Source organism: Serratia sp. CMO1, from assembly GCF_015689115.1.
Taxonomy (GTDB): Bacteria; Pseudomonadota; Gammaproteobacteria; order Enterobacterales; family Enterobacteriaceae; genus Serratia; species Serratia marcescens.
On the sequence record NZ_CP065032.1, the window covers coordinates 3,318,166 to 3,336,966 of the forward strand.

Here is an 18,801-nt window from a genome sequence, read left to right on the forward strand (position 1 = left end):
TGAAGGATGGTAGCGGTCGCTACCGGTTTTCGATGCCATAGCGGACGTTAGCCGCCAGGATGCGTAACACTTGGTGCTTATGGTGATCCAGCGCAGGGCGAATAAACGGGGCGGCGGCTTGCGTTGCCGTGCCGTACTCCTGCGCCAGAGCTCTGTGGTAATGCTGTTTACTGGGGCCGACACGCAACGTCACCGCGTTCCATCCGGTAACGGCCGGGCGTATCGCGATGCCGGCGCTCAGCGAGGGTTCGCTGTTTAACGCCCCCCGCTCGGCGCACTGCCGCATCGTGCTAAGTAGCGGCGCCAGCGCGGCGTGGCCGGCCTCCGGCAGAATGTGACTGGCGACCTCGCGCCGAATCGCTTCCAAGCGGCGAGTCAATTCCGCCATGCCGGTAACGTTTATGGCGATCACGCCGCCACCTCGGAATGTGTGATGAGGTAATCGCGCGCCATCCGATACTGGACGCGGTTATCCGCCAGGGGCGTGGCGCTCTGCAAAAGGGTGCTGCGCGTAACCGCCTGTACCGGCCATTCGCCGATATGACCATGTCGAACCCCTTCCCAAGCGTTCAAAACCGCTTTATCCAGAGCGATCAGCCGGGAGTAATCGTCGATCACGTACAGCACGATCTGAAAACGGCTCTGCACCAGCGAGCTGTCAACCAGACCGGTGTTCACTTTCAGATCGCTGATCTTCTGATAGGTCACGCCTTCTTGCTGCGGATCCGGCAGGATCAGCGGATGAACCGCCAGATGGGTTAGCGCGGCCAGCGAGCGTTGGATTTCATCTTCAATCATTTGGGCAAGGTCTCCGTCGTTTTGAGGGGGAATCGTTTTACAGACGCATTCAGGCATCAGGTAAGGAACAGCGCGCGTTCCGCCGCACGCCGAGCAACCAGCCCATCGAGCCGCACACCGCCCGCATTCACCCATCGGCCGAACTGGTCGGCCGCACCCTGCCGATCGCCGGCGTTCAGCCGGCGCAGCAGCGTCGAGTTCTCCAGCGCGCGCAGACCCAGGTTATAGGCGAAGCTCACCAGCGCATCGAACTGCCCCTGCGTGATCGTCACCGCCACCAGCCGTTCGACGCCCCGTTCGAATTGGGCGACACCGCACACCAGCAAACGCTCGGCCGTTGCGACATCGATCGCCATGCCGGCCCCAACTTTTCGTCCCGCTACCGGTTGAGTCCACCCGTAGCCGATGGTCCAAACGCCGACCGAGTCCTGATAAGCCTGCAAACGCAGGCCTTCGAAACGCTTAATCAGCGCCATGCCATCATCACTTATCTTCATTGGTTTCCTCCTGACGCTTTATTGAGAAATCGGCGTTCCAATGCCTTGATCAGCGATGCTCCCGACCACCCCGCCATGCCGCATACGCCGCCCATCACCTCCGAAGGCCAGTCGTAATGCAGCGCAATCATCACCATGGTCAAGCCGGCGAAAATAGAGACGAACAACTGCAAAAACAGCGTCCTCCAGCTAAAGGTTTCGCCGTTCAAAACCTTGAAGGAATAGCTGGCGATCGCCCCCAGCAGCGTCATGCCGAAAGCAAGCAGCATTGAAAGGATGTTTGGTTCATTTTTCCAAGGCATAATCATCACCCTCCCCTTACCGGGGCATAGCCCGATCGTCGGGAGTCATGGAAAAGAGCGGCTAAATGCGGCGCCCCTCTCCGTCATTCCTGTTCCATTTAAATAAGCGGCCATTTACGCTGTCGAAAATGGCTTATCCGTTCTGCTCAACCTGAGAAGAGAAATAAGGATTGCGCCGTTTTATAAATGAGAAGGATTAGCCTCCCGCCGTGATCATTCAACGACAGTCATTATTCAGTGAGTGATTGACCGTTTTGACAAGGAGGCTAAAAATGAAAAACCCCGCCGGAGCGAGGTTTAGTTATCATGCGGCGGCGCCGGCAACGACTCAGTTTTATCAGATTACGCGTTTATTTGCGTACGCGTGAGTCTTTTATTATAAAAAAACAAAACCCCGCCGGAGCGAGGTTTAGTTATCGTGCGGCGGCGCCGGCAACGACTCAGTTTTATCAGATTACGCGTTTATTTGCGTACGCGTGAGTCTTTTATTATAAAAAAACAAAACCCCGCTGGAGCGAGGTTTAGTTATCATGCGGCGGCGCCGGCAACGACTCAGTTTTATCAGATTACGCGTTTATTTGCGTACGCGTGAGTCTTTTATTATAAAAAAACAAAACCCCGCTGGAGCGAGGTTTGGCTATCGTGCGGCGGCGCAGGTAACGACTCAGTTTTATCAGGTTACGCGCTTATTTGCGTACGCGTGAGTCTTTTTTTAAATTATTGCAACGCGCATACGCTATTATTATTCCTGATGTCACAATGAAACGAGAAATAAACCCTCATCAACTTCAACGGCAGCAGTTTCAGCGATCCATAGTCAACTTTATATCCAACATCGCCAGGCATCCCCCGATGAACCCTTCCGCCGTTTGCATCTCTTTGCGTATCGTACCGTCTGAACATTTCCTTTTCAGGGCGATCTTACGCAGAGATATACCATAAACATGGTGGGCAATGATGAGATCGAACTCTTCGGGTTTGTATTTCTTCAATCTGCCCACGCAACCGTCGATCAGCAGGCCATCATCATCGCAACAGGAACGCTCGCCTTTCGATTTATAGGACAACAGCCCTCTGAACCCGGCAGCAATGGGGGAATAATCGATGCCGCTATTATCCCTGGCCCATACGCCCCACCGCTCCAACACTTCATTCATATCTCTCATGCTTCCACCTCCTTTGGGCGTTTGCCACATCGCCAGGGCTCCATGTCGTTGACCGACGTCGGTCGAGCCGCTCTTCTGCTCGGCGTGCGCCAACACGCAACAACCGCTCCGCCCGGCGTGCTCGCCGAGGGCATTACACCAAATACTGTATAAATAAACAGTATCCAAGTATACCCAGAGGTATCTTTTTTTCAATAGCGAAAATCCATTTACCTGCAGGTAAATTTAGGTACGATGGCCTCATGAAAAACGAGCAAAAAATGCACCTCCAGGAGATGCGGCGAGAGCGCCTGATCATCCTGATCGATAACCTCGGCGTCGGGGGGCAAAAGCGCCTTGCGGAGGCGCTCGGTATTGCCGCTGACTATGTCTCTCGCCTGCTCTACCCGCCGGGCAAGAAAGGCAAAAAGGGCATCAGTGGCGACATGGCGCGAAGGATTGAACAGTACTTCGCCGTGCAAATCGGCTGGCTGGATGGCCTGGAGCAAATCGGGCTACGCCCCGTCAGGCAGAAGACTTCGCAGGCCTTGGGTAAAACGCTGCCGCTGCTGACGTGGACATTGCCGTTGTCTCATGAACAGCTGCGCAAAGGAACGACCGTCCACTACCCGGCGATGGTGCAATGCAGCGCTCAGGCCTACTGGTTGCCGGTGCGGGATAACACGATGAACGGCTCTGCCGGCGCCAATTACCCAAAGGGCGCCTTGATACTTGTCGAACCCGTTACTGCCGGCATAACCGAGCTCGTGTCCGGCGATAAGGTGATAGCGAAACGCTGTGACAGCGCGGAGCTCATCTTTAGAAGGTATGTCGAGGAAGCCGGGCATCGATGGCTTAAGGGAAGCATGCCGGGTTGCCCGGCGCAGAATGCCGATGAGTACGCGATTATCGGGGTGGTGCTTGGCGCCTGGCTGCCCTAGTCCCTGCGCGCCGCGTTGAGAACCGCGTAAAGCAAAAAACCGCCAACCTTGCGGCTGGCGGTTTTTTGGCACTCATGGTGCCGGCTACCGGAATCGAACTGGTGACCTACTGATTACAAGTCAGTTGCTCTACCTACTGAGCTAAGCCGGCTGAATTTGGCGGAAGGACAGAGATTCGAACTCTGGGAGCTGTTACACTCGACGGTTTTCAAGACCGTTGCCTTAAACCACTCGGCCATCCTTCCAATGGGCGCTGATATTAGCGATACCGTTATGAAATGTCTATCATTTTGATGCAAAAAAATGGCATGGGCGGTGCGGTTGCCTAAACTTCAAGCCTTAAACGCTTAAAAAATGAAAAGCCCCGCGAAAGCGAGGCTTTTATGTTCGGCTGAAACGCGTTTACTTCGGCTGCGAATCGTAGTCGGAACAGGTTTGATAGCCCTTGTTCATGACATGGCCCGTGTCGTTGTAGCTGACAAAGTACGTTTGCACTTTGCCATCGCGCGGCGCGACCGCATAGGTATCGCAAGTGCCTTGCGCATGAATCAATGTGGCGGACGTCGACGGCGGACCGGCAATCGCCCGCACCTGCTGCTTGGTCATCCCTACTTTGACATCGCTGACCACCGGCTCATTGACATAACTGGTTGCACGGTCATAGGCGGTGCAGCCGGCAAGAATGGAAAATACCGCCGCAGTACCGACGGCCAAAACCAACTTCTTCGTCATAGCTTGTCCTCTTGGAGTACGTTTGTTGTCCCCTAAGTCTAGAAGCGGAAAGGCTTTTCTACAAATTCCCGTTTGTCGATCGGTGCGCTTTTTCTCGCGATCGGCCGGCGCGGGCACGACATCGGATTCAAAAGCCGAAATCGCTCAGCGACGGGACATCGTCCGGGCGCCGACCGAGTGGCCAATGAAAACGCCGATCCTGTTCGCGAATCGGCATGTCGTTGATGCAGGCATGGCGGTTAATCATCAGCCCCTCCTGATTGAACTCCCAGTTTTCATTGCCGAAGCTGCGATACCAGTTGCCGGAATCGTCGCGCCACTCATAGGCGAAACGCACCGCGATGCGCGCGCCGTCAAACGCCCACAGTTCCTTAATCAGCCGATACTCCAGCTCTTTCGCCCACTTACGTTGCAAAAATGCGACCACCGCCGCGCGGCCGTCGACAAATTCCGCGCGGTTACGCCAGTGGGTATCGAGGGAATACACCTGCGACACCCGCTCAGGATCGCGGCTGTTCCAGGCATCCTCCGCCAGCCGCACCTTCTCGATAGCGGATTCGCGGGTAAAAGGCGGCAATGGGGGTTTAATGCTCATGCTTATCTCCTGAGTGAAGGCATGTAGACAATTCTGTCTACATCATTACGCTAGCGCATGTAGACAGAGTTGTCTACAATCACTCGAAAATAGCTTGGAGAAAATGATGACCGTCGATCGCAATACCTTACCCGCCCGCCAGCGCATCCTGCTGACGGCTCACGATCTGTTTTATCAGGAAGGGATCCGCGCCACCGGCATCGATCGCATCATCAAAGAATCAGGCGTCACTAAGGTGACGTTTTACCGCCACTTTCCCAGCAAGAACGATTTGATTACGGCGTTTTTGGCCTATCGCCACCAGCAGTGGCTCACCTGGTTCAGCACAGCGCTGGATCGCCATGTGGCACAAACCGGCGGGTTGCTGCCGGCGCTGGCGCCCTGCCTGGCGGAATGGTTCGACGATCCGCGCTTTCGCGGCTGCGCGTTTATCAATACGGCGGTAGAAATCGCCGACCTGCTGCCGGAAAGCCTGCAAATCGCCGGCCGGCATAAGCGGCAAATGGCGGATGAACTGGCGCGTCACCTGCCCGCCGGCCCACAGCGGGAACAGCGGGCGGCAATGCTGGCGATGCTGATCGACGGCGCCATCGTCAGAGTGCAGATAGAGCGGCAACCGCAGGCCGCGCTGCAGGTGCTGAATGCCGCGTTGGACATGTTGGCGCAAGGCGGGTTCGATCAGTAATTGGCCCAAATGCCCGGCGTCACCAGTTCCAACAGGTGGGCGTCGGGATCGCGAAAATAAATGCTCTCCCCGCCGTGTTCCCAGCGCATCCGCCCCTCAATCTCCACGCCGTTGTCCACCAGATGCCGTTCCCAATGCGGCAGTTGCTCTTTCGTCACCGCCAGCCCGATATGCGCCGGCCCCACGCCATCGTGCGCAGGAATAAACCCGGTCGGATAGTGCGCCCCGCGCAGCGAATCACCTTCGATAAACAGCAACAGTACGCTCCGATCGCCGACGTTGTAGGCGCGAAACCGTTCGTTGGCGGCCATCGTCGGCAGCTTCAGCACCTCCCGGTAAAAAGCGTCCGCGCGTTCAATATCGCTGACGTACAGCACCGTTTCGATCACCTTGTCGATCTTGAGTTCCATATCACCTCCGCTCTGTTTTCCGTTCTGACAGCGTAGGTCGAACAGAGGCGCTCCGAAGCGCTTCCCGAGCCGACAACGGATCAATCCGTGCTTTTTACCAGCAAAAAAAACGCGGCCCAAAGGCCGCGCTGTGTCATTCACACGCTGGTGCTTAGAACTGGTAAACCAGGCCCACGGCAACCACGTTGTCGGTGTTGATGCCGGCAGCGTCGGTGAAATCGTTGTTGTCCACCAGGTTGATTTTGTAATCAACATAGGTGGACATGTTTTTGTTGAAGAAGTAGGTCGCACCCAGGTCGACAAATTTGACCAGATCTTGATCGCCGTAGTCCTTGCCGTTACCGGCGCGGCCCAGGTCTTTACCTTTGGTCTGGTTATAGCCGACGAACGGACGCAGACCGAAGTCGAACTGGTAGTGCGCATAGGCTTCGAAGCTCTGCGCCTTGTTGGCGTAGCCGTAAACGCTGCTGTCGGAGCTGCCGAAACGCGCCGCGTTGTAGGACTGGGTGAACATCACCGCCAGATAGACGTCGTTGGCGTCATATTTCAGACCGCCGGAGTAGCCTTCGGCCTTGTCGCCGCGGCCCATAATATTGCGGTACGCGCCGGCGCCGTTTTGCTCGCTGGTGCGGCGAGAGTTAAAGAAGGCGCCCGCCGCGCTGATGCCGTAGCCCATGTCATAGCTCATGGACATGCCGTAGCCTTCGCCGTTTTGGCCCAGAACGTCACGACCGTTGTTGGTCTCTTCGCCGTTGCCGTTTTTACCCTGGTACTGCAGGGCGAAGTTCAGGCCGTCAACCAGACCGAAGAAGTCGTTGTTACGGTAGGTCGCCAGGCCGCTGGAACGCTGGAACATGAACTGGTCGGCGCCGTAGGTCATACCGTCGAACTCAGGCTGCAAGTCGGTATACGCCGCGACGTCGTACAGCACGCCGGTGTTACGGCCGTAGTCGAAGGAGCCGTAGTCGCCGAATTTCAGACCGGCGAAGCCGTAACGGGTGAAGTTCTTGTTGTCCTGGCTTTCAGCGTGATTCAGGTTCGCCTGATATTCCCACTGGCCGTAACCGGTCAGCTGATCGCTGATTTGCGTTTCGCCGCGCAGGCCAAAACGCATATAAGACTGATCGCCGTCCACGCCGTTGTCGCTGGAGAAATAGTGAAGACCGTCGACTTTACCGTACAAATCCAGTTTATTACCGTCTTTGTTGTAGATTTCCGCCGCGCCTGCTGTGCCTGCAACCAGCAGTGCGGGTACCATCAGAGAGAGTACTCGAAGTTTCATCGTTATTATCCTCGTTAATTATGTCGAGCTACGGCCACTGCCCTTTTCGAGCATGATTAGCACGACTGTGCATTACCATTCTGGTAACAAGGGTTATATTAATCCAGAAAGAAAATGATACCAAGTATCCGATAGTGTTTCATTGTAATTAATAAAGGTTTCAAAATGTAAATACGCGCGAACTTTCACAAAACATTACAGACAAACAAAATAAAGCACTTAAAGACAAAGAATAGATTAATTGATAAAAAATCATGTAGTTATACATATCTTTAAGAAAAAAAAGCCAACCATACAATTGAGCCAGACAATAAGCACATTGTGCCAAAACGCAGCCCACACGCAGCCGCTATAATCACCTCGCTATCATCATTATTTTCATTATTACCTTCATTATCCGAAGATAATTTCTGCATTCCTTTAACCGGCTTCTGGCCGGTTTTTTATTTTCCTCCATACTCTCCTCACAATTTCAGCCCGTACAAATAGCACGCAAATAAATAACCTAATGATATAGTTTCATTAATTCACTTTCGCACTAATTGCTAATCTTTTTCCTTATTTTAGTCTACAAATTGAACTTGCTTTTCATTTCGTGCTTTATCGCATCAATTATTTCCTGCCGCAGGCACCATTAGCCGCCGAGTTTCAGTTCTGGTAATCTGAAAAAAGCGCACCTTCAGCGAGTAAAATTCATGATGCCCTTTCAACCCGACGTGCTGTGGCGGCGGCTGCAAAGTTCCCCCTTCCGCGCTCGCTTCCGTTTAAATGCCAAAGACCAGACTTATCTCGATGGCAAGGGATTGCCGCTGATCCTCAGCCATGCCCGCGATTTTATCGACCGCCGCCTGGCCGCCGCCCATCCTAAAAACGACGGCAAGCAAACCCCGATGCGTGGCCACCCGGTGTTCGTCGCCCAGCATGCCACTGCCACCTGCTGCCGCGGCTGTCTGGAAAAGTGGCACGGCATAGCGCAAGGCGTCGCACTGGACGAGCAGCAAAAGGACTATATTGTCCAGGTTATCGCGCTGTGGCTGGTGCGCAGAGGCGGCGCCGGGGATGTGTCGGGCACGAATATTTTCGACCCGGATCGCGGATTGTGATAAAAACTGTCAGTAACTTTCACCATTCTTTTGACCCAAGATCCTGACGCTTACATGACAGCCACCTTGTGCAATGAACAGCAAACGCCCGGCGTTCCTCAACAGATCGCCACCCGTCTGGCCTTTTTCGTCGCCGGTCTCGGCATGGCCGCCTGGGCGCCGCTGGTCCCCTTCGCCAAAGCGCGCATCGGTATCGATGATGGCTCGCTCGGCCTGTTGCTGCTCTGTATCGGCGCCGGCTCCATGCTGGCGATGCCGCTGACCGGTTTCCTGACCGGCAAACTGGGTTGCCGTGCGGTGATCCTGATGGCCGGGCTCGGGTTGTGCATCGATCTGCCGCTATTGGCGCTAATGGATTCCCTCGGCGGCATGGCCGCGGCGCTGCTGCTGTTCGGTGCGGCGATCGGCATGATCGACGTAGCGATGAACGTGCAGGCGGTGATCGTCGAACGCGCCAGCGGCAAGGCGATGATGTCCGGTTTTCACGGTTTCTTCAGCATCGGCGGCATTGCCGGCGCCGGCGGCGTCAGCGCGCTGCTGTGGCTGGGGCTGACGCCGCTGCAATCCACCCTGCTCACCGTGCTGGCGGTGATCGCGCTGCTGACGCTGGCCAGCCGCCATCTGCTGCGTGAGAGCGGCGCCGATGACGGCGGGCCGATGTTCGTCTTGCCGCGCGGCTGGGTGATGTTCATCGGCATTCTGTGCTTTATCATGTTTCTGGCGGAAGGATCGATGCTCGACTGGAGCGCGCTGTTTCTCACCACATTGCGCGGCGTCGAACACAGTCAGGCCGGTCTGGGCTATGCGCTGTTTTCCATCACCATGACGCTCGGCCGGCTCAATGGCGATCGGGTGGTGAACTCGCTGGGCCGCTACCGGGTGCTGCTGCTGGGCAGCCTGAGCGGCGCTCTCGGCCTGAGCCTGGCCATCGCCTTCAATCACGCGACCGTTTCGCTGGTCGGTTTCATGCTGGTCGGGCTGGGCGCCTCGAACGTCGTACCGATCCTGTTCAGCGCCGCAGGCAACCAGCGCGACATGCCGGCCAATTTGGCGATCGCCTCCGTCACTACCGTCGGCTATGCCGGTATTCTGGCCGGCCCGGCGTTGATCGGCTTCATCGCTCAGTTTTCCAGCCTGACGGCGGCCTTCGCTTGCGTAGCCGTTCTGCTGTTGGCGGTGGCCGCCAGCGCCAGGGCCGTCACTCGCTGATTCAGGAATGCGCAGCCACTATGCAAAATAAACAATTGACCATAAGCTCCAGCAACATTACCCGCTGCTTCCTGCTGTTTATCGTGCTGCTGACGATCGGCATAGGCCTGTATGGCTACAACTACACCAACGCCTGGCTGGCGGAAAAGAAGTACACGCTGAACAGCATCGCCGGTTCGCTGCAAAAGCGTATCGATGCCTACCGCTATATGACTTATCAGGTCTATGACAAATTCGGCAATGCGCCGGCGCAGAATGTCGATCCCGGTTTGCAGGAAACCCGCCTGCGGCCCGATGTCTATTATGTCGAGAAACCGCACAAGAAAACCGACGCGGTGATCTTCGGCAGCCATGACGAAAACACGCTGGCGATGATCGCCAATATCTCGGACTACCTGGACACCCGCTGGGGCGCCAAGACCGAGAACTACGCCATGTATTACCTCAATGGTCAGGACAATAGCCTCAGCCTGATCACCACCCAGCCGCTCAAAGAGCTGGCTTCGCGCTTTCGGGAAAGCTACCTGACCACCTCGGCGGACGAACGCCGCGCCGAGATGCTGCAACAGGCCAATATGCTCGACGAACGCGAGAGCTTTTCCGACCTGCGCAAGCAGCGCTTCCAGAACGCCTATTCGTTCTCGATTCGCACCACGTTCAATCAGCCGGGGCATCTGGCGACGGTGATCGCCTTCGATTTGCCAATCAACGACATCATTCCGGCCAATCTGGCCCGCGCCAATTTCCTGCTGCTGCCGGACGATGTCGATCTCGACGATAGCGCCATCCCGGCGGACACCGTCCTCGGTACCCATGCGACGATGAGCGGTGGCTGGGTGGAGTTCAGCGCCGCTCTGCCCAATGCGCCGCTGAAGGTGGTGTATCGCGTTTCGGCCATCAATCTGGCCATCGATCTGCTGCGCAACAACATCTGGCTGATCGCAGTCAACTTGCTGCTGCTGGCGCTGTCGATGCTGAGCATCTACTTTATCCGCCGCCAGTACATTCGCCCGAGCGAAAACATGGCGGTAGAGCTGGAGGCCGAGCGCGCGCTGAATCAGGAGATCATCTCCAGCCTGCCCTCCGGCCTGCTGGTCTACAGCTTCGCCAACAATACGGTGATCGCCAGCAACAAAATCGCCGAGCACCTGCTGCCGCACCTCAGCCTGCAAAAGATCGCCCATATGGCCGAACAGCATCACGGGGTGATCCAGGCGACGGTCAACAACGAGGTGTATGAAATCCGCATTTTCCGCAGCCAGCTGTCGCCGGACACCTACCTGTTCCTGATGCACGATCAGGATAAAGAGGTGATGGTGAACAAGCGGCTGCAGCAGGCGCGTCGCGAATACGACAAAAACGTTCAGGCGCGCAAGCTGATGCTGCACAATCTTGGCATCGAGCTGAATCAGCCGGTACGCAAGATGCACGATCTGGTCGACCGTCTGCACAGCCGGCCGGATGAGGAACAACAGCAAGCGCTGCTGGGCCAGCTGACGGCGGCGTCGGCTTCGGTGCTGGAGTTGATCGATAACATCACCCTGCTGACCCGGCTGGAAACCCAGGACTGGCAACCCACGCGCGAGCCGTTCAACCCGACGGCGATGATCGACGAGTTGCTGCTGGAGGCCCTGCCTGCCCTTAATCAGAAGGGGCTGGCGCTGTTCAAGCATTTCCAGCTGGACGTCGAGCAGAACTATATCGGCGACGCCAACGCGCTGCGCAAGGTGATCTCGCTGCTGGTGCATTACGCCATTATCACCACCGCCTGCGGCAAGGTTTCTCTGGTTATCGACCATGAGCCCGAGCACCCTGACCGCCTGATTTTCCAAATCAACGACACCGGCTCCGGCATCTCCAACGAAGAGATCAGCAACCTTAACTATCCGTTCCTCAGCCAGACGCTGGTGGATCGCTTCAACCACGGTTCCGGCCTCACGTTCTTCCTGTGCAATCAGCTGTGCAAGAAGCTTAACGGCCAGTTGGACATTCGCAGCAAGGTGGATATCGGCACTCGCTACACCATTCGCGTCGCCATGGAGATGGAGAAAAAAGAGTCGAAGGAGCAGGAAAAGCTGCTCGACGGCGTCACCGCCTTGCTGGACGTTACGTCGGATGAAGTGCGCGGCATCGTGACTCGTCTGCTGCAGGCCTACGGCGCCGACTGCCTCGTCGCCGAAGATCGCGCGGTCAACCGCGATTATGACGTGCTGCTGACCGATAACCCGCAGCGCGCCGATGATTACACCCTGTTGCTGGCGACCGATGAACCGGGCTGGCAAGCGCTGGATAAACGCTACATTCGGGTGAACTATAATCTGAACGGCGCTTTAATCGACGCCGTGCTGATGCTGATCGAACAGCAAATGGCCGCGCTGGAACAGGAAGAAAGCCCGCTTTCATTGAGCTCAGAAGATATCCAACTCTATGAAAAACAATTGAAATCAAGTGATTACTATGGGCTGTTTGTCGATACAGTACCCGACGATGTCAAAAAACTGTATACTGAGGCGGGCAGCAGTGATTTCAATGCGCTGTCACAAACCGCACACCGCCTGAAAGGCGTGTTTGCCATGTTAAATCTGCTTCCCGGCAAGCAGCTGTGCGAATCGTTAGAACAGCGCATCGCAGAAGGTGATGCGCCCGAGATCGAGAATAACATCAGTCAGATTGATTTTTTCGTCAGCAGACTGCTGAAGCAAGGTAGCCAACAACATGAATAACCTGAACGTAATTATTGCTGATGACCATCCTATCGTACTGTTTGGCATCCGGAAGTCACTTGAGCAAATTGAATGGGTGAATGTCGTTGGGGAGTTCGAAGACTCAACCGCACTGATCAACAATCTGTCCAAGCTGGACGCCAACGTGCTGATCACCGATCTGTCGATGCCGGGTGACAAGTATGGCGACGGCATCACGCTGATTAAATACATCAAGCGCCACTATCCGCAGTTGTCGATCATCGTGCTGACCATGAACAACAACCCGGCGATCCTGAGCGCGGTATTGGATCTGGATATCGAAGGCATCGTGCTGAAACAAGGCGCGCCGACCGATCTGCCGAAGGCGCTGGCCGCCCTGCAAAAAGGCAAGAAGTTCACGCCGGAAAGCGTCTCCAAACTGCTGGAGAAGATCAGCGCCAGCGGCTATGGCGACAAACGCCTGTCGCCGAAAGAGAGCGAAGTGCTGCGTCTGTTCGCCGAAGGTTTCCTGGTGACCGAAATCGCCAAGAAACTCAACCGCAGCATCAAAACCATCAGCAGCCAGAAGAAATCGGCGATGATGAAGCTGGGCGTCGAAAACGACATCGCCCTGCTCAACTACCTCTCGTCCGTCAGCATGACGCCGTTGGACAAAGACTAAAGCCCGCCTCACGGCAGGTTAACGCCAAACAGGCACGGCATCCGCCGTGCCTGTTTGCTTTTCAGACCTCGCTGCGGTTGTAGCGTACCCGTTGGCTGTAATATGCCAGCGTCTGCTCCAGCGTCTCCAGCGTGACCGGCTTCGACAGGCAATTATCCATGCCCGCCTCGAGGCAGCGCTGTTTCTCTTCCGCCAACGCGTTCGCCGTCACGCCAATCACCGGCGCACTGAACTGCATCTGCCGCAGGGTCTGCGTCAGACGATAGCCGTCCATGTTCGGCATATTGACGTCGGTCAGCACAATATCGACGTGGTGCTGTTTCAGCACGCCGAGCGCGTCGACGCCATCATTGGCGGTCACCACCTGATACCCCAGCGACCCCAGCTGATCGGAAAGCAGGCGACGGTTGATCGGATGATCGTCAACCACCAGCAGATAAATATCGCCGTTGTCCGCCGCACTGGCCTTGGCGGGCACCGGCAGTTGCACCAGCGCCTCTGCCGCGCCGTTGCCGACGCCGAACAACCGGTTGATTAAGGTCAGCGTTTCACGCGGCGTAGAGGTGCTGTGCATCCAATAGCCCGGCCGGGTTTCCTGCGATGGACCGATATGTTCGGTGGAGAATTGGATCTGAGCCAGCAGCGGCGTGTTCATCATCAGCGGGTAATCGCTGAGCATCACCTCGCCGGCGGCGGTATCCTGCCCGTCATAGCGCTGGATATCGGCGCCGTAGCCGCCCAGAATCGCCATCAGGTAACTTTCCAGGCGCTGATTGCGGATATCCAGCCACAGCCGCCGGCCCTGCCAGGTATCGCTGGCCTGCGGGATCGGGAACTGGGCGTTAAACAATGGAATGCGAATGCTGAACAAGCTGCCCAGCCCCGGTTCGGACTCGACGGAGACGTCGCCGTCCATCAGGTTGACCAACTTCTCGCAGATCGCCAGCCCCAAGCCGGTTCCCTGGAAGTGGCGCTGCACGCCGGTCCCCACCTGGAAGAACGGATCGAACAGGCGCGAGATTTCCTTCTCCGGGATGCCGACGCCGGTATCGCGCACGCTGAACTCCAGGTAGCTGCCGCGGGTGCAGACCTGCAGCACGATACAGCCGGTATCGGTGAACTTGATGGCGTTGTTCACCAGGTTGGAGAGCACCTGCTGCAGCCGCACCGGATCGCCGAAAATGCGCTCCGGCACGTTCTGTTCGATAAAGCAGTACAGCCCCAGACGTTTCTTCACCACCAGCGGCAAATAGTTGCCGGCGATATGGGTGATCACCTCCAGGCAGGAGAACTCGCGCGGTTCGATCTTCAGCTGTTCGGACTCGATTTTGGAGAAATCGAGAATATCGCTGATGATTTTCAGCAGCAGGCCGGAAGAGTTATTCATCGCGTTGACCAGCCGATCGACCCCTTGCGGCAGCGCCTTGGTCTGCAGCAAATCGAGATTGCCGATAATGCCGTACAGCGGCGTGCGCAACTCATGGCTGACGGTGGCCAGGAACATCGATTTGGACTGGCTGGCCTGCTCCGCCGCCGCCGCCATCTCCTGCAGCGACTCTTCCATCTTCACGCGCGCGCTGACGTCCACCAGCACGCAGATCGCCACCTCTTCGTTGCGGTAGCGCGAGTGGACAAAGCTGATCTGCAGGTTGTTGTTGTTGCTGGTCATCACATCGACGAAATTCGCCTGCTGTTCGCAAATGATGCGCGTAATGCGATCGCGATCTTCGTGGGTCAACAGGTTGATGTAGTTATGCGCCAGTTCGTTACTCAGGATATTGGTGCCGTCGCTGATACGCAGGATGCAGATGCCCACCGGCGCCGAGGCGACAATCTTGCGGTTGAACTGCTCGTGTTCTTCCAGACGGAAGGCGTTCTCCTCCGCCGGCAAGAACATCTTGCGCTCAAACAGCCAGGCCAGCGTGAACAGCACGATAGCCGATAACAGGTTCAGCAACAGCGCGTTGAGGATCAGCATCTTGAAGCGTTCCACCACGCTTTTCACCGGCAGCGCATAAACGATGCTCAGCGATGAAGGCGGCAACGCTTTCTTCAGGATCAGGTCGCGGTAATTGTCGACATAACCGAAGTAAGCATGCTCTTCGGGGTAGCTATTGAGCGCAGCGGCATAGCGATCGCCGTCCGCCAGACGCAGCACCGGCTCGTTGTTCTCATCCAACAGCGTGACGCCGATCGGCAGGCTGCCGGCGGTGACGAAATCTTCCAGCCGGACGGTTTGCTCGATGCCCAGCAGCGCCTCCAGCTTATTACCGATATAGAGAGGGGTCAGCACATACAGATAACCGATGTCGGGCCGCTGCGCGCTGGGGCTGATCCAATACAGGTTGTTGTCTTTGTCCAGATTCTTGGCGTTGCGGTATTTCAGAATGCGCTCATGCAGGGACTTCAGCACGTTTTCCCGATTGGCGCTCGCATTGCCGCCGCCGAATTCCGCCATACACAGGCTGTCGCCGCCGATGAAGAACACCCGGTTAAGATCGTAGGCCGCCACGAAGTTCTCTTTCCAATACTGGATCAGGCCGCTCAGCGAATCGAGCGAACTGCGGTAGGTGGTGCTCAGCGTGCAGTTGGACTCCGGGTACAGCGGAAAGAATTGCGGCGGGCTGCCTTTGCCGGGAAACACGCCGCTGAACATGTCCAGGCTGCTGACCGAACCGTTGAGGCGATTCTCCGCCATATACTTGATGTCGCGGATGATGTCGGCGGAATGGCGGATGTAGCCCTGCGCCTGATCGAAGTTGAGGTTGTACTCCTGCCGGATGTCAGATTCTTTCTGATGCAGGATATTCAGAATATAAAAGGTGGTGAGCAGCGCCCCCAACGACCACAGCAAAATCGCCAGCACCCGGAACAAGTAGCGGGATATTTTCAGCGTAGTTCGAAAAGAGGCTAAGTATTTCAATCGGATACCATACGAAAGTCAGTGACGGCGCGCGTTGTCGCCGGCGCGGCGGCCGGCGGCTCGGTGCGCCAATTAAACCATATAACTGAAAAAGGGCCTAGCATCGCTGCCAGGCCCTTTTGTCTCAGTGCATTACGGTGTCGGCATGCCGACGCCCTCACCTTGCTTAAACGTTGTCGTCGTCCACCGGCTCAGCCGCGTCGTCGCCATCGTCCAGCGGCGTGGTGTCTTCTTCCACCGCTTCCGCGCCCGGTTCCAGGCTGTCCAGCTCTTCGTCTTCCACCGGTTCGGCCACCCGCTGCAGACCGACGACATTTTCGTCTTCCGCCGTGCGGATCAGCGTCACGCCCTGGGTGTTACGACCGACCACGCTGACTTCCGAAACGCGGGTACGCACCAGCGTGCCGGCATCGGTGATCATCATGATCTGGTCGCTGGTTTCCACCTGCACCGCGCCGACCACCTGGCCGTTACGCTCGCTCACCTTGATGGAGATAACCCCCTGGGTGGCGCGTGACTTGGTCGGGTACTCGGTGACTGCAGTACGTTTACCGAAGCCGTTTTGCGTGACGGTCAGGATGTCGCCCTCGCCGCGCGGCACGATCAGTGAGATCACGCTATCGCCTTCGCCGAGGTTGATGCCGCGCACGCCGGTCGCGGTACGGCCCATCGAACGCACCTGCGTTTCCGGGAAGCGCACGACTTTACCGTTAGCGGAGAACAGCATCACTTCGTTGCTGCCGTCGGTCAGATCGACGCCGATCAGCTCATCGCCCTCGTTGAGGTTGACGGCGATGATGCCGGCGCTGCGTGGGCGGCTGAACTCGGTCAGCGCGGTTTTCTTCACGGTACCGCTGGCGGTGGCCATGAACACGTGGCGCCCTTCTTCATACTCGCGCACCGGCAGAATGGCGGTGATACGCTCGTCTGCTTCCAGCGGCAGCAGGTTGACGATTGGGCGGCCGCGCGCGCCGCGGCTGGCTTCAGGCAGTTGGTACACCTTCATCCAGTACAGGCGGCCACGGCTGGAGAAGCACAGGATCGTATCGTGGGTGTTGGCCACCAGCAGGCGATCGATAAAGTCTTCTTCTTTAATACGCGCGGCGGACTTGCCTTTGCCGCCGCGGCGCTGCGCTTCATAGTCGGACAGCGGCTGATACTTCACATAGCCCTGGTGAGACAGGGTCACCACCACGTCTTCCTGGTTGATCAGGTCTTCGATGTTGATGTCGGAAGTATTGGCGGTGATCTCGGTGCGGCGGCCGTCGTTGTACAGCTCTTTGACCGCCACCAGCTCTTCGCGGATCACTTCCATCAGGCGCTCTGGGCTTTCCAGAATAAAGATCAGCTCGGCGATAAAGTTGAGCAGCTCTTTATATTCGTCCAGCAGCTTCTCGTGCTCCAGGCCGGTCAGTTTCTGCAGGCGCAGATCCAGAATCGCCTGAGCCTGCTGCTCGGTCAGGTAGTATTTGCCGTCGCGGATGCCGAACTCCGGCTCCAGCCACTCAGGGCGAGCGGCGTCGTCACCGGCGCGTTCCAGCATGGCGCTGACGTTGCCCAGATCCCACGGCTGCGCCACCAGCGCGACTTTCGCTTCCGCCGGGGTCGGCGCACGGCGAATCAGCTCGATGATCGGATCGATGTTGGCCAACGCGATAGCCAGCGCTTCCAGAATATGGGCGCGGTCGCGGGCCTTGCGCAGTTCGAAGATGGTGCGGCGGGTGACCACTTCGCGGCGGTGGCGCACGAAGGCTTCGAGGATGTCTTTCAGGTTCAGCAGTTTAGGCTGCCCCTGATGCAGCGCGACCATGTTGATGCCGAAGGTGACCTGCAGTTGCGTCAGCGCATACAGGTTGTTCAGCACCACTTCGCCGACCGCGTCACGTTTGACTTCGATCACGATGCGCATGCCGTCTTTATCGGACTCGTCGCGCAGTGCGCTGATGCCTTCCACGCGTTTTTCTTTCACCAGCTCGGCGATCTTCTCGATCAGACGCGCCTTGTTCACCTGATACGGGATCTCGTGAACGATGATGGTTTCGCGCCCGGTCTTGGCGTCGGCTTCCACTTCCGCGCGCGCGCGCAGGTAGACTTTGCCGCGCCCGGTGCGGTAGGCCTCTTCAATGCCGCGGCGACCGTTGATGATCGCCGCCGTCGGGAAGTCCGGCCCCGGGATGTGTTCCATCAGCCCTTCGATGCTGATGTTTTCATCGTCGATATAGGCCAGGCAGCCGTTGACGACTTCCGCCAGGTTGTGCGGCGGAATATTGGTAGCCATGCCCACGGCGATGCCCGACGAGCCGTTGACCAGCAGGTTCGGGATCTTGGTCGGCATGACGGCCGGGATCTGCTCGGTGCCATCATAGTTAGGCACGAAGTCGACGGTTTCTTTTTCCAGATCCGCCAACAGTTCGTGAGCAATCTTGGACATGCGCACTTCGGTATAACGCATCGCCGCCGCGGAGTCGCCGTCGACGGAGCCGAAGTTACCCTGACCGTCCACCAGCATGTAGCGCAGTGAAAACGGCTGAGCCATACGCACGATAGTGTCGTAAACCGCGCTGTCACCGTGCGGGTGATATTTACCGATCACGTCCCCGACGACACGGGCCGATTTCTTGTATGGTTTATTCCAGTCGTTACCCAATACGCTCATCGCGTACAGAACGCGGCGGTGAACCGGCTTCAGTCCATCACGAACATCTGGCAGGGCACGTCCGACAATAACGGACATCGCATAGTCCAGATACGAGTTTTTCAACTCGTCTTCGATGTTTACCGGTGTGATTTCTCTGGCAAGGTCGCTCATGGAG

At 57.0% G+C, this 18,801-nt stretch carries 17 protein-coding genes and 2 tRNA genes; 6 read left to right on the forward strand and 13 right to left on the reverse strand.

The window, feature by feature from the left end:
• Positions 1-19: 19 nt before the first annotated feature.
• The 5 genes from IT763_RS15820 to IT763_RS15840 all read right to left on the reverse strand — a co-directional run bounded on the left by IT763_RS15820 (position 20) and on the right by IT763_RS15840 (position 2,763).
• Positions 20-412, reverse strand: a complete 393-nt coding sequence (locus IT763_RS15820) for an HK97-gp10 family putative phage morphogenesis protein (protein WP_049300457.1) — start codon at positions 410-412, stop codon at positions 20-22.
• Complete coding sequence (locus IT763_RS15825) at positions 409-798, reverse strand: hypothetical protein (protein WP_048796965.1); 390 nt, start codon at positions 796-798, stop codon at positions 409-411. Before IT763_RS15825 ends, IT763_RS15820 begins: the two co-directional genes overlap by 4 nt.
• Before the next feature lie 56 nt (positions 799-854).
• Entirely contained in the window at positions 855-1,295 is a 441-nt protein-coding gene (locus IT763_RS15830; RefSeq protein ID WP_016926943.1) for a lysozyme, read from the reverse strand.
• Complete coding sequence (locus IT763_RS15835) at positions 1,292-1,603, reverse strand: phage holin family protein (RefSeq protein ID WP_028127738.1); 312 nt, start codon at positions 1,601-1,603, stop codon at positions 1,292-1,294. The genes IT763_RS15830 and IT763_RS15835 overlap by 4 nt, the downstream gene beginning before the upstream one ends.
• Positions 1,604-2,400: 797 nt before the next feature.
• Positions 2,401-2,763 (reverse strand): antiterminator Q family protein, encoded by a 363-nt coding sequence (locus IT763_RS15840; RefSeq protein WP_206194828.1) that lies wholly within the window; start codon positions 2,761-2,763, stop codon positions 2,401-2,403.
• Positions 2,764-3,005: 242 nt separating this feature from the next.
• On the opposite strand from IT763_RS15840, the gene IT763_RS15845 reads away from it, so the two are divergent.
• Positions 3,006-3,683 (forward strand): S24 family peptidase, encoded by a 678-nt coding sequence (locus IT763_RS15845; protein ID WP_016926940.1) that lies wholly within the window; start codon positions 3,006-3,008, stop codon positions 3,681-3,683.
• 75 nt (positions 3,684-3,758) lie between these two features.
• On the opposite strand, the gene IT763_RS15850 is transcribed toward IT763_RS15845, so the two are convergent.
• The 4 genes from IT763_RS15850 to IT763_RS15865 all read right to left on the reverse strand — a co-directional run bounded on the left by IT763_RS15850 (position 3,759) and on the right by IT763_RS15865 (position 5,010).
• Positions 3,759-3,834, reverse strand: a tRNA-Thr gene (locus IT763_RS15850).
• Between the two features lie 6 nt (positions 3,835-3,840).
• Positions 3,841-3,928: transfer RNA gene (locus IT763_RS15855), tRNA-Ser, on the reverse strand.
• 157 nt (positions 3,929-4,085) lie between these two features.
• A complete protein-coding gene (osmE, locus tag IT763_RS15860) occupies positions 4,086-4,415 on the reverse strand; it encodes an osmotically-inducible lipoprotein OsmE (RefSeq protein WP_004935874.1) in 330 nt (109 codons plus the stop codon).
• Positions 4,416-4,542: 127 nt separating this feature from the next.
• Positions 4,543-5,010: a nuclear transport factor 2 family protein gene (locus tag IT763_RS15865; RefSeq protein WP_016926939.1), complete on the reverse strand. Its 468-nt coding sequence runs from the start codon at positions 5,008-5,010 to the stop codon at positions 4,543-4,545.
• A 106-nt stretch (positions 5,011-5,116) separates the two neighbouring features.
• On the opposite strand from IT763_RS15865, the gene IT763_RS15870 reads away from it, so the two are divergent.
• Positions 5,117-5,695: a TetR/AcrR family transcriptional regulator gene (locus IT763_RS15870; RefSeq protein ID WP_097101627.1), complete on the forward strand. Its 579-nt coding sequence runs from the start codon at positions 5,117-5,119 to the stop codon at positions 5,693-5,695.
• On the opposite strand, the gene IT763_RS15875 is transcribed toward IT763_RS15870, so the two are convergent.
• Both IT763_RS15875 and ompC read right to left on the reverse strand, forming a co-directional pair.
• Entirely contained in the window at positions 5,689-6,105 is a 417-nt protein-coding gene (locus tag IT763_RS15875) for a VOC family protein (RefSeq protein ID WP_079450283.1), read from the reverse strand. The genes IT763_RS15870 and IT763_RS15875 overlap by 7 nt on opposite strands.
• A 151-nt stretch (positions 6,106-6,256) precedes the next feature.
• A complete protein-coding gene (gene ompC / locus IT763_RS15880; protein WP_028127739.1) occupies positions 6,257-7,387 on the reverse strand; it encodes a porin OmpC in 1,131 nt (376 codons plus the stop codon).
• A gap of 695 nt (positions 7,388-8,082) precedes the next feature.
• Between ompC and IT763_RS15885 the strand changes: the two genes are divergently transcribed.
• From IT763_RS15885 to rcsB, 4 genes are read left to right on the forward strand one after another with little or no spacing between them, the layout of a single operon-like run.
• Positions 8,083-8,490 (forward strand): DUF4186 domain-containing protein, encoded by a 408-nt coding sequence (locus IT763_RS15885; protein WP_028127740.1) that lies wholly within the window; start codon positions 8,083-8,085, stop codon positions 8,488-8,490.
• Positions 8,491-8,544: 54 nt separating this feature from the next.
• Complete coding sequence (locus tag IT763_RS15890) at positions 8,545-9,699, forward strand: MFS transporter (RefSeq protein ID WP_206194829.1); 1,155 nt, start codon at positions 8,545-8,547, stop codon at positions 9,697-9,699.
• A 20-nt stretch (positions 9,700-9,719) separates the two neighbouring features.
• Positions 9,720-12,422, forward strand: coding sequence for a phosphotransferase RcsD (gene rcsD / locus IT763_RS15895; protein WP_079450284.1), 2,703 nt, complete (start codon positions 9,720-9,722; stop codon positions 12,420-12,422).
• On the forward strand, positions 12,415-13,065 hold the full coding sequence (gene rcsB, locus IT763_RS15900; protein WP_004935900.1) for a response regulator transcription factor RcsB: 651 nt from the start codon (positions 12,415-12,417) through the stop codon (positions 13,063-13,065). Before rcsD ends, rcsB begins: the two co-directional genes overlap by 8 nt.
• A gap of 61 nt (positions 13,066-13,126) precedes the next feature.
• Here the strand turns inward: rcsB and rcsC are convergent, their stop codons facing one another.
• Together rcsC and gyrA are read right to left on the reverse strand one after the other, a co-directional pair.
• Positions 13,127-15,988: a two-component system sensor histidine kinase RcsC gene (gene rcsC / locus IT763_RS15905; protein WP_028127741.1), complete on the reverse strand. Its 2,862-nt coding sequence runs from the start codon at positions 15,986-15,988 to the stop codon at positions 13,127-13,129.
• A gap of 166 nt (positions 15,989-16,154) precedes the next feature.
• Complete coding sequence (gene gyrA / locus IT763_RS15910) at positions 16,155-18,797, reverse strand: DNA topoisomerase (ATP-hydrolyzing) subunit A (protein ID WP_028127742.1); 2,643 nt, start codon at positions 18,795-18,797, stop codon at positions 16,155-16,157.
• Positions 18,798-18,801 lie beyond the last annotated feature (4 nt).